The sequence below is a fragment of the Poseidonibacter lekithochrous genome (genome assembly GCF_013283835.1).
In the GTDB taxonomy this organism is placed as follows: Bacteria; Campylobacterota; Campylobacteria; order Campylobacterales; family Arcobacteraceae; genus Poseidonibacter; species Poseidonibacter lekithochrous.
Map to the genome: position 1 here is coordinate 2,969,884 of NZ_CP054052.1, position 11,731 is coordinate 2,981,614.

General features: G+C 27.9%; 12 protein-coding genes. All 12 read right to left on the reverse strand.

The window, feature by feature from the left end:
* Window positions 1–76 precede the first annotated feature (76 nt).
* The 12 genes from ffh to ALEK_RS14400 all read right to left on the reverse strand — a co-directional run bounded on the left by ffh (window position 77) and on the right by ALEK_RS14400 (window position 11,729).
* Complete coding sequence (gene ffh, locus ALEK_RS14345) at window positions 77–1,429, reverse strand: signal recognition particle protein (protein WP_071626896.1); 1,353 nt, start codon at window positions 1,427–1,429, stop codon at window positions 77–79.
* Window positions 1,430–1,601: 172 nt separating this feature from the next.
* On the reverse strand, window positions 1,602–2,354 hold the full coding sequence (locus ALEK_RS14350) for an RluA family pseudouridine synthase (RefSeq protein ID WP_071626895.1): 753 nt from the start codon (window positions 2,352–2,354) through the stop codon (window positions 1,602–1,604).
* Window positions 2,341–3,492 carry a lipid IV(A) 3-deoxy-D-manno-octulosonic acid transferase gene (waaA, locus tag ALEK_RS14355; RefSeq protein ID WP_087148726.1) on the reverse strand — a complete coding sequence of 384 codons (1,152 nt, stop codon included), beginning with the start codon at window positions 3,490–3,492 and terminating at the stop codon, window positions 2,341–2,343. The genes ALEK_RS14350 and waaA overlap by 14 nt, the downstream gene beginning before the upstream one ends.
* Window positions 3,492–4,211: a zinc ribbon domain-containing protein gene (locus tag ALEK_RS14360; RefSeq protein WP_071626893.1), complete on the reverse strand. Its 720-nt coding sequence runs from the start codon at window positions 4,209–4,211 to the stop codon at window positions 3,492–3,494. Before ALEK_RS14360 ends, waaA begins: the two co-directional genes overlap by 1 nt.
* Window positions 4,204–4,959, reverse strand: a complete 756-nt coding sequence (locus ALEK_RS14365; RefSeq protein WP_071626892.1) for a Nif3-like dinuclear metal center hexameric protein — start codon at window positions 4,957–4,959, stop codon at window positions 4,204–4,206. The genes ALEK_RS14360 and ALEK_RS14365 overlap by 8 nt, the downstream gene beginning before the upstream one ends.
* Window positions 4,960–4,967: 8 nt before the next feature.
* Complete coding sequence (gene glyQ / locus ALEK_RS14370) at window positions 4,968–5,906, reverse strand: glycine--tRNA ligase subunit alpha (RefSeq protein ID WP_071626891.1); 939 nt, start codon at window positions 5,904–5,906, stop codon at window positions 4,968–4,970.
* Window positions 5,907–6,086: 180 nt separating this feature from the next.
* Complete coding sequence (gene purE / locus ALEK_RS14375) at window positions 6,087–6,581, reverse strand: 5-(carboxyamino)imidazole ribonucleotide mutase (protein ID WP_071626890.1); 495 nt, start codon at window positions 6,579–6,581, stop codon at window positions 6,087–6,089.
* Between the two features lie 40 nt (window positions 6,582–6,621).
* Window positions 6,622–7,926, reverse strand: coding sequence for a glycosyltransferase family 9 protein (locus ALEK_RS14380; protein ID WP_071626889.1), 1,305 nt, complete (start codon window positions 7,924–7,926; stop codon window positions 6,622–6,624).
* 2 nt (window positions 7,927–7,928) lie between these two features.
* Window positions 7,929–9,224, reverse strand: a complete 1,296-nt coding sequence (locus ALEK_RS14385; protein WP_071626888.1) for a peptidase U32 family protein — start codon at window positions 9,222–9,224, stop codon at window positions 7,929–7,931.
* Window positions 9,225–9,279: 55 nt separating this feature from the next.
* Window positions 9,280–10,443: an HD-GYP domain-containing protein gene (locus tag ALEK_RS14390; RefSeq protein ID WP_071626887.1), complete on the reverse strand. Its 1,164-nt coding sequence runs from the start codon at window positions 10,441–10,443 to the stop codon at window positions 9,280–9,282.
* A gap of 59 nt (window positions 10,444–10,502) precedes the next feature.
* Window positions 10,503–11,282 (reverse strand): alpha/beta hydrolase, encoded by a 780-nt coding sequence (locus ALEK_RS14395; protein WP_228146287.1) that lies wholly within the window; start codon window positions 11,280–11,282, stop codon window positions 10,503–10,505.
* A gap of 9 nt (window positions 11,283–11,291) precedes the next feature.
* Window positions 11,292–11,729: a DsrE family protein gene (locus tag ALEK_RS14400; RefSeq protein WP_071626886.1), complete on the reverse strand. Its 438-nt coding sequence runs from the start codon at window positions 11,727–11,729 to the stop codon at window positions 11,292–11,294.
* Window positions 11,730–11,731: the final 2 nt, after the last annotated feature.

Here is an 11,731-nt window from a genome sequence, read left to right on the forward strand (position 1 = left end):
TATTATAGTATTGAATTCTGAACTCCATTAAGAAATAAGTTCACAACTCAACACTATTTATTAGTGATAGAGTAAACTATCTAGGGATTTTAGGCATCCCACCAGGTCCCATTTGAGACATCATATTTTGAAGACCTTTCATACCACCTTTAGATGATAATTTCTTCGCCATTTTAGAAGCATTTTTAAATTGCTTTAAAATTTTATTAATTTGCATTTCTGATAATCCAGAACCTTTTGAAATTCTTCTTTTTCTAGAAGGATTCATAAGACTTGGTTGTTCTCTCTCTTTTGGAGTCATTGAACCTATAAGAGCTTTAATTCTTTTAATCTCGTCAGAGTTTTCAAAATCCATATCTTTTAAAGGACCAGCCATTTGTGAAAGACCTGGAATCATTCCAATAATAGATTTCATTGAACCTAATTTGCTCATCATTGCTAATTGATCTAAAAAGTCATTAAAGTTGAATTCACCTTTTTTGATTTTTTTAGTTACTTCTTTAGCTTTTTTCTCATCAATAATTGCAGAAGTCTTTTCAGCTAAACCTTCAATATCTCCTGCACCCATTAATCTAGATACAATTCTATCAGGAATGAATACTTCAAGATCTGGCATTTTTTCACCAGTACCAATAAATCTTAATGGAACTCCAACTTGATTAGCAATAGATAGAGCAACTCCACCTTTAGTATCACCATCATATTTAGAAAGAATCACACCATCAATACCAATTTTTTCTTTGAATGATGTTGCAGTTTTAGTTGCATCGTGACCAGTTAAAGAATCAGCTACATAGAAGATTTCATCAGGCTTAACTGAATCTCTTACATCTTCTAATTGAGTCATTAATTCTTCATCAATTGCTAATCGACCAGCTGTATCTATTAATAATACATCATAGTGTTCAGCTCTTGCTTTTTCTTGTGCTGCACGTGCTATTTTAATAGGATTAGTTTCATTATCATCAAAATAAACGTCAACTTCAATTTGAGCTGCAATTTGTTTTAATTGTTCAACTGCTGCTAGTCTTTGTAAATCCGCAGCTGCTACTAATACTTTTTTCTTTCTTAGTTTTAAATAGTTTGCAAGTTTACCTGTAGTTGTAGTTTTACCAGAACCTTGTAAACCTGTCATTAAAATCGTTGTAGGAGGTGTATTTGAGAATACGAAGCCTTGATTACCTTCAGTAGTAAGTAATTTAGTTAATTCATCTTTTAATGCATTTAAAAATGAATCTTGCCCTATTCCATTGTTTTTAGTTTCTATTTCAACAGCAGTAACTAACTCTTTAGTCGTTTTATGATGAACGTCAGCTTTTAATAAAGATTTTTTTAACTCTGTAATTGCTTTTTTTAAAGATGCTACATCGTCTTTATGTCTTATTTTATTTACTGCACTTCGTATTGAACCGGTTATTGAATCGAACAAAACTGTACTCCAAGATTTTAAATTTTGTGGATTATACTTTTCATTTGCTTTGAGTAAGGTTAAATAGTGGTTATATTAAGTTAAATTTAATTTTATTAGTTTTTTGTGGAGTTTAACAATCCCCATACTTTGGGAATTGTTATTATTTTGAAGTTATTTATAAACTTAATTTTTAATTAAATTCGTATACTCTAAATTCTCTTGGTTCTTTAGATTCGAATTCATAATCAAAAATTTTAGTAATTTTTGAATGTAACAGAACTCTATTAATATTAGTTGCTGGTTTACCATAAATTGTATCACCAATGATTGGGAAACCAACTGAATTTAAATGAACTCTAATTTGGTGAGTTCTTCCAGATTCAATTACAATTTTAACTTTTGAATGTCTACCTTCAACTAACATAGGGTAAACAGTTGATTTAGCAGGTTTACCTTTTTTAGCATCTACTTTTGATTTAGCTTGACCTCTATCTTTTGTAGTTAAAATTGGTTTATCAATTTCCATTTCATCAATTACTTTTCCATCAACAATTGCAACATATTCTTTATATACTCTATTTGCTGCGAATTCTTTAATAGCTTTAATTCTAAACTCTTCATTTTTAGCAAACATCATAACACCAGATGTTTCTTTATCAAGTCTGTTAAGTAAGATTGCATCAGGGAATTTTCTTGCTACTTCATCTGCTGTTAAAAATGCAGGTTTATCAACAACTAAAATATCATCATCTTGGAAGATCATCTTAATTGGTGCAACTTCTTTTACTGTAAATTGAGCGTTAGTGCTAATTTCACCTCTAGCAATAAGAACTTTTTTCCCACCAGATTTAACTAAACCTTTGTCAATTAAATCTTTTGCTTTTGAGTTTGAAATATTTTCTTGTTTTGCTAATACTTTATATGCTTTATCATATCCAGCCATTTATTTCCTTTATTATAGGTTCTAATGAACCAGCTTTTGTTAAAACTGGTTTTTCTAAATTATCTATTTTATCTAGGTAATCACCTAAGTTTTCATTATCAATTAAATAATAATTACTTACGCATTCAAAAAGTGGTTTCTGATTAAAGATGTTTTTACCACTTATAATTTTACATCCAAAAAAAGCAGGTTCAATAGGATTATGCCCACCAATTTTTTCAAATGCTCCTCCAAGAATCACAACATCAGATATTGAAAAAATATCATTTAAAATACCCATTTTATCAACAAGTATTATATCAGATTCAAAATCTTCTTTCTTTGAATATTTTTGATAGCTAATGTTTTTATCTTTAATAAATTCTTTTATTAAAGAATCAACTTTATCAAATCTTTCAGGATGTCTTGGAACAATGATTAATTTTCCATGCTCTTTTTTATAAGCATTTAAAATCAATTCTTCTTCTTTCTCATGTGTACTACCTGCTGTTATAACACATGTATCAGGTTTTACAAAATCATTTTTTACTTTAGGAAGTTGTGCTAATTTAATATTACCAATAACTTCAACGTTTAGTGCACCTAACTCTTCTAATCTTTTTTTATCTATATCACTTTGTGCAAATACTTTATCTATATGCTTGAATATTTTCTTATAAAAAAATGAAAATCTTTTATATGATGCAAAAGATTTATCTGAAATCCTAGCATTAATCAAAAAAGTCTTAGTTCCTTTTGATTTAGCACATAAAAAAAGCATATACCAAAGTTCAGCTTCCATAACAACTAGTACTTTTTGTTTGTTTACCCAAAAAGGTAAAAATATTTCAAAAGGTAAATAACGGCTATTCTTCGTTATCTTGTTTGCTTCTTCAAATCCTGTATTAGTAATAACAGATACATTAGCCTCATTAATATACTCTTCTATTAATGGTTTTATAGCTTTAGTTTCTCCCATTGAACATGAATGAAACCATACACCTGATTTTTCAAATTTTGGATTATTCTTTAAAAAAAATTTGGAAGGGATAGCAACTTTATATTTTGAACTTCTTGATTTAAATAGCAGATAAGGAATAGCTAGTACATATACTACAAAAGCGAGTATGTAATAAAATATACTAAAAAGGCTCAAAATTAAGCCTCTTCAGTTTCATCTTCTTTGTAAAGAATTCTTCCACAGTGTGGACAGTTTATAATCTCTTCAGATTTGATTACTTCAGCATAAGTTTTGTCATTAATTTTCATGTAACAACCATAACAAGCTTGTTTTTTTACAGGAACAACAGCTGAATCTTTAGCCCATCTTTTAATTTTTTCATAGAAAGTTAAAATTTTATTATCAAATTTCTCTAATAATTCACTTCTTTCTTGATATACAACGTTTCTTTCTTTATTGATTTCTTCAATTGTACTATCAACAGCAACTTGAATTTCTTTAATCGATTCTTCTTCTTCAGTTAAATTAACTTGTAACTCTTTTAATTCTTCTTCTTTTGAACTAGCAAGAGTATCTAATCTATTAATTTCTTCATTAGCAAAAGCAATTTGTTCTTTAGCAATTTCTTCTTCTAATTGTAAAGCTTTTAATTCTTTTTCTGTTTGAATATCTTTATTCTTTTTAGCGATATCTTCTAATTTAGATTTTAACTCAGCTAAGTGAATATTGTTTTTTGTTCTTTTAGACTTGATTTCATCAACTTCTAAATAGATGTTGTTGATTGAAGTTTTAATAGCTTCTGCTGTTTCAATAAATGTAGCAAGTTTAGCTTTTTCATTTTCAATCTTTGGTTCAAACATACTAATTGATGTGTCAAATTTAGATAATTTGATTAGATCCTGTAAATACTTATTCAATAGTTTCTCCTTCTATAAAAAACTCAAATGGATTTTGTGAAGCTGTTATTATAGCTTTTAATTCATTTTTTTTCAAATGTTCTGAAAGAAGTCCCTCTATTAAGGTACTGAAGTATCTTTCACTCTCATAATGTCTTATATCAATTAATGAAATTCCTCTAGCTTTTGCTTCCATAGCATCATGATATTTTATATCACCCGTTAAGAAACAATCAGCTTGAACTTCATTTAATAATGACATTCCTGCCCCTGTGACAATTGCAACAGTATTGATGTAATCTTTACATCTAACTGCTTTTGTCGTTTTTAAATTTAATTTTTTTGAAATATCTTTTACTAAATCATCGAAACTCATATTAACATTAGCATAAGAAACAAACTCTTCACTATTTAAAACTTCTAAACCTAATATGTCTTGAGCAACATATTTATTTAAATGTGTTTTGTCAATATTTGTATGCATTGAAATTAAAGATATATCTTTTTTAATTAATTTTTTTAATAGTTTTGTACTATAAGAGTCATAATTAACTCTTTTTAGTCCTGAAAAAATTAATGGATGATGAGTTATAACTAATGAGTTTTCTTCCATCTCATCAACTAAAGCCTCATCTAAATCAATACTAATATATACACTTTTTATTTCATCATCCATTGAACCTACAAGAAGTCCAGCATTATCCCATTTTTCTTGTAATGAAAAGGGAGATAATTTATCTAAAATATTATATATATCAAAAACTTTCAAATTAAATCCTATACAAATAATTCAGGATTATTTATTTTTAGTTTTTCTAAAGCTTCAAGAGAAGACTTAGTATTAACTCTTTCTAATCTTTGAGGTTCTTGCTTTTTATATAAAACTGCACAACCTTGTGATAACTCTCTAACTTTAAGAATATAATTTTGTCTCTCAGTTACAGAAATAGCTTTTCTAGCATCTAAAGTATTAAAAGCATGAGAAGCAATCATACACTGATCATAAGCTGGTAAAGGTAATCCTGCATCTAAACAAGATTTACACTCATTAAAAGCATCATCAAAATGTCTAAATAACATTTCAGTATCAGCTACTTCAAAACTATATTTAGAAAATTCAAATTCACCTTCTTTATGAACATCTGCATAAGTAGTTGTTCCAAAGTCATTTTCATTCCATACAATATCAAATACAGAATCAACACCTTGTAAATACATTGCAAGTCTTTCAGTACCATAAGTAATTTCAACTGCAACAGGATCACAAGGTAAACCACCTACTTGTTGGAAGTATGTAAATTGAGTAACTTCCATACCATCTAACCAAACTTCCCAACCAAGTCCCCAAGCTCCAAGAGTTGGCGATTCCCAGTTATCTTCAACGAATCTAATGTCATGTTTAGATAAATCTAATCCTAAATATTCTAAAGATTGTAAATATAAATCTTGAATATTGTCTGGACTTGGTTTAATTAAAGTTTGAAATTGGTAATAAGCACCTAATCTATTAGGGTTCTCACCATATCTTCCATCAGTTGGTCTTCTACTTGGTGCAACATAAGCAGTTGCCCAAGGAGTTGAATCTAAACTTCTAAGAAGTGTTGCAGGGTGAAATGTCCCAGCACCAGCTGGAATATCATAAGGTTGTACAATATTACATCCTTGTTTAGCCCAAAATTCTTGTAGTTTTAATAGAATTTGTGAAAATGTAACCATCTATTTAATTCCTAGTTTTTAATTTCTTCTCAATCAATATATAAATTCAAGTATTACCTATACAAAAATAGGAAAAACTTGAATCTATATTTGATAAAATTTAATACATTGTTTTCGATACACGTGTATCTGGTTTTCATAAAGAAATAAGATTAGCACTATTTCTAGTGCTAAGTCTTATTATAAAATTATTTCAATTTCTTTTGAATCACTTTCAACTTTTTTAGCTTGAACGATTCTGTCTTCTTTTAATTTAATAGCTAATTCATTATCAGAAATTGCAAGAATTTGCATTGCAAAATAAGCTGCATTAACTGCACCAGATCTTCCAAGTGCAACAGTTCCAACAGGCATACCAGCTGGCATTTGAACAGTTGAAAGCATAGCATCCATACCATCCATTGCTCCACCTTTCATAGGTACACCAATTACAGGTTTAGTAGTTCCTGCTGCTAATGCACCAGCTAAGTGAGCAGCCATACCAGCAGCAGCAATAAATGCTACAGCACCCTTTTCTTCTGATTCTTTAATATAAGTCTTAGTTCTATCAGGAGATCTATGAGCTGATGAAATAACAATTTCATATTTTACGTTGAACTTCTCAAAAGTGTCAGCACAGTGTTTCATAATCTCGTAGTCAGATTTACTACCCATAATAATAGATACAAAATTCATTTATCAATCCTTAATTTTTTCTTTAAAAGTAGCGATTATATCAAAAAGTTTCTAATAGTTTTATAATCCGTGAAACTTTAAGTTTTTGCCATGAATCAAATCTGTAAAAAGTAAGGCTATTATTCTCAAAAACAAACTGCGAAAAACTCTTAGATTCATCAATTATTTCCACTGCTTTTACATAATTATAATATTTGATTTTTCTTTCATAATCAGGGTTTGTAAATATCACAACACTTGGAATCAAAAAGGCATCTGCTATGTGAAAAGTTGATGTTTCAGAAGTAATAATACCATCCATATTTGAAATAATATAGGAAAAATCGTTAAATGATTTTGACTCTTTTGAAAAATCAATTACATCAGAATCTTTATTTCTACTATCTAAATTTAAAGTTGTAACTATTGTATAATCACTAGCTTTTTTTATAAGTTTCTTTAAAATAGAAATTGCAATTTCTTGAGGTATTGAATTATCTAGTTTTGCAGAATAAGGATGAAATAATAAAAGTTTACCTTTTAATTTTGCATTTTGAATTTTTTCTTTTAATTCATCACTAGGTTCAAATAAATTCATATTCAATTGATTATATTTCATATTATCAGGAATTTTAAAATAATCAATTCCAAATTTATATAACCAAGCATCAATCATATTTAATTCTTTGAAATACATTGATTTTATATCAACTGAACTATTATCAATAAAATAGTCATAAGAACAAAACTTTTTAGTATCTATGCTTAAAGGGTATACTTTGTTTATAAATGTTTGTTTATTATAAATCTCTTTATCTCTTGAATAAAAAGTATTATTAGATGCATTTATATAAAGATCTAAAACAACTTCTTTATACACTTCTTTTAATTTAGTATATAAAATTCTAAGAGCAGTAGATCCAGCAACCATTTCTCCAATACTTCTTCCAACACTTCCAATTACTGCAAGATTGATTCTGTCTTTTTTAAGTGTTAGTTGTTTATAAATATCAGCTTTTTGGTTAGAAAATAAAAAAGAATTCACCTCATCTTCATCATTAATAAAATTCTCTTGTATTCTCTTCTCATAGTTTACTTGATTTGTATATTCATTGGCATTAGATATTCCTAATTCAATTGGAAAATCTTCAACATCTCTTACTTTAGATTCTTTAAGTAATCTTGCTGAATATTTAATTTTATCAACGTTTCTGAAGACTTGTTTTAAGTCTTCAAAATCGTCTGTTGTAGTGATATATGCAGTTTCATTATTAAGATTAGATGGTTCTTTAAATTTAAGATACTTAACTAAAGTCCCATCTGTTGTTTTAATATTTATGCTATTAGTAACTCTAAAAAATATCATACTTATTTTATAGGTTGACCTTCATCACTTGTCTCTACTCTTAACATAGTTAAATATGGTAATTTCCCTGGTAATTGAATCTTATTTGTATTACCACTATGAACTGATTCTAATTCTTTATTAGTTTCAGTTAAAATCTTATTGAAGCTAATATAATAAATACCATCTTCTTTTTTATAAATTTTCCCAAGTTCATTATCACACTCTTCAATCTCAACATCTCTTGGAGCAAAAATTTCAATTTCATCTTGTGGATAAACTTTGTATTTACACATAAAGTGATCTTCATCTTCTGTTACAAGTCCAGTAACTTCGTATGAACCTTTTGATAATGCATATTCATGGTTTTGAGAATCTAATTTTTCAAATGGTCTATGTACTAAATAAGCATCAGTAAACCCTCTGTTTTTTGTTGTATGTAATTCTCTTTGATACTTAGCAGCATCAAAAGTGTCACCATAATAATCATCAATAGCTTCTCTATATGCATTAGCAGTAACTGCTGCATAATAAGGAGATTTTGTTCTTCCTTCAATTTTAAGAGAATCTACAGCACCTGAGTCTAAGATTTCTTGAATATGTGAAGCTAAGTTCATATCTTTAGAGTTGAAGATATAAGTACCAACACCAGGTTCTTCTTCTAATCTAAATAATGTATTTTGGTTTTCACTCTCAGCATATAAAGTATATTCAAATCTACAGTCATTTGCACAAGACCCTCTATTAGGAACTCTTCCACTTTGTACTGCTGATACTAAACATCTTCCTGAATATGCAAAACACATAGAACCATGCACAAAAATTTCAATTTCCATCTCTGGTAAATGCTTTTTAATTTGTTGTACATCTTTTAATGAAATCTCTCTGGCAACAACAATTCTTCTTACACCTAAATCCCAAAATACTTGAGCATCTAAATAATTAAGAACATTTGCTTGAGTTGATAAATGAACATCAATATCAGGAGCAATTTCTCTACATAACTTTACAACACCAGGAGCTGCTACAATAAAACCATCTGGTTTTACTTCTGCCATTTTCTCAATGTGTTTTTTTAATAAATCAATTTGTGAATTAAATGGGAATCCGTTTATTGTTGCATAAACTTTTTTTCCTCTGGCGTGAGCATAGTCAATACCTTCTTTAAATGTTTCAAATGTAAACTCTTTACCAGCTCTAATTCTTAAACTGAAGTGACTAACTCCAGCGTATACAGCATCTGCACCATAATTGATTGCAATTTTTAATTTTTCTAGGTTTCCCGCGGGGGAAAGTAGCTCTACTTTTTCGCTCATAATTTTCCTTCTATAATCTTTATCATTTATATATATTCTTTAAAATCCGTGATTATATCTAATTTTCGATAAATTTAAGAATTTTATTAATATCCGCAATAATAGCCTTATCCAATTTATTTTCAAATGTACTCATAATCTCTATTGCTTTTTCATGAGTATAGGCAGCCCTATATGTTTTTTTTGTTACTAATGCAGAGTATACACATATAACAGATAATAGTCTATCTTTAAAAGATAAATCCTTAGCCATTACTCTATTTGGATAACCATTCGCATCTAATGTTTCTTGAGCTTTACTTGCCCATGCTGAAATATCATTAAATCCCATAATATTATTTAGAACTTTTTGTGTGTAATACATATACGATTTTATATCTTCATATTCAAAAGTATTTAATTTTTCATTTTTATTAAGTATTTTACTATTAATAGCTAACTTACCTATATCTTTTAGTGAAGCAGCAATTAAAAAAGTTTGTTTATCTTTATGCTCGAACTTATAATAATCACAAGCTTGTTCACATAAGTTTAATAAATCAGTATTTCCATTTACTATTTTTGTAAAAATAGATGTAATTTTTAAAACCTCTTCAAAATCTAAAACCATTGAGAAATCATGTAAATTACTGAATATATAGTTTAAAATATCATTTTCATTTTTTATATCTAACCAAAATGATATATATGAACTCTCAAGTAAATATGCATCAACAATTGCTTTTGAAAATAGTTTATTTTCATTTGTTTTAATAAATCTATTTATTAACTCTCTATTTTTAATATCATCTTTTGAAAAATCAAACTTCGTATCAAGGAAATCAACAAAAGAAATTATTTGAGAAAAGATATCTGTTTCATTCTCTTTTTTTGCAAATAATCCTGATCCATCATAAAATTCACATTGGTATTTTAATACCTCATTTCTCTTTAATAAAAAAGGTAATTGCTCTGCTATTTTAGATGATTGTTCACAATAATCTTTTGACTTCTTTTGCGTAGTAAACATAGATATATTATGAAGTAAACAGTATGAACATAAATCTGATAACTCCTCAGGTGAAAGCTTAAAATGTTTTGCAATTCTCAAAGCTATATACGCAATCTTTTTTGAATGTGATAAGTTTGTATCAAAAAATTCTTTTTCTTGAAAATCAAGTACATTTGAAGTAGCCAATAAAAAATTGTTAAGATTAAATACCATTTGTTTTTTCTTGTTCATTGTTATTCCTAAAAGTTGTGTAAGAAGATAAGAAGAGTTAAACCATTAAGGTTTAACTCTTAGTTTGAAAGAAGTTCGCTAATTGCTTCTAGAGATTTATCACTCATATCTAAATCAATATGAGGTGCATTTTTAACCTCAACTAATCTTGTATTAAAGCCTAGTTTTTTCATTTTGTTTTCAAAAGATATTGTAACTTCGGGTTTAGAAATTTTATCTTTTTCTCCATATATAAATAAAAAGTTAATATCTGTGTTTACATTGTTTAAAACATCAACTATTGATATTAAGTTTTTTTCATCACTTACTTGGTGAATATCATATCTTCCACCAGCTAAAACTATATTATTTATTAATTCTGGTTTTAATCCAGTTATAGTAGCACCAATCATAGCACCAGCTGAATGTCCTATGTAATTTAAAATTTTAGCATTGTACTCTTTCTTTAATGCACTTAAAACTTCGGCTACAAAAATAACATACTCTTTTTTAGCTGCTAAGTTTTTAGCTTTTTTATTACCTAATGATAAAAACTTATTTGAAGAAGAGTTAGAATATCCAGGTAAAGCAATGGCTATTGTTGCAATATCTGTTTCTAGGTTTACTGTTTCAGCAAAAGGTTCATATCTTCCTAAAGTATTAGTACCCTCATCCCAAGTTCCATGAACGATAATATTTAAAGCTTCATTATCTTCACCTTCAAAATATCTATACTCTATACACTCCGATACTACATAAATAAAATCTTCACCTTTATTTATACACATCTCTTTTGTAACACTTGAAGCCATTACATTAAAAGTAAATAGTAATGAAATTAATACAAATAGTTTTTTCACATCTTATCCTTAATAAGCAATTATTCCAACATAACCAGAAACTTGTCTCTCAATAATCTCAACAATTCCAGCTTGTACATATTCAATATCATCTATAAAATCAGACTCACTCCATTTCATAGTTTCCATTGTATTTCTACATCCAACAAACTCAACATCATATTCCATTAAAGACTGTATTCTTGTTAATGTTTTTGCATCATAATCATTTTTTAATGCTCGCATTCCATTACCATAAGCAATAACTACTACTTTTAAAGACTCACTTGGATACTCCTTTAAAATATTGTATATTGAACTTAAGTTATGATTTACTTTTGTAACTTCTGAATCATATAATTGAATCACTAACTTTCTTGGATTATCAAAAGTTGGTTGAGGATCACTAAATGTCGACTCTGCATAACTAAAAACTGCAATTAATAAAAATAAAACTATTTTTTTCAAAC

What these genes read in the sequence shown, in the direction of transcription:
- ALEK_RS14350 (WP_071626895.1), bottom strand. Translation starts at nt 2,354, where the DNA reads ATGGCTGGATATGATAAAGCATATAAAGTATTAGCAAAACAAGAAAAT.
- glyQ (WP_071626891.1), bottom strand. Translation starts at nt 5,906, where the DNA reads ATGGTTACATTTTCACAAATTCTATTAAAACTACAAGAATTTTGGGCT.
- purE (WP_071626890.1), bottom strand. Translation starts at nt 6,581, where the DNA reads ATGAATTTTGTATCTATTATTATGGGTAGTAAATCTGACTACGAGATT.
- ALEK_RS14380 (WP_071626889.1), bottom strand. Translation starts at nt 7,926, where the DNA reads ATGATATTTTTTAGAGTTACTAATAGCATAAATATTAAAACAACAGAT.
- ALEK_RS14390 (WP_071626887.1), bottom strand. Translation starts at nt 10,443, where the DNA reads ATGAACAAGAAAAAACAAATGGTATTTAATCTTAACAATTTTTTATTG.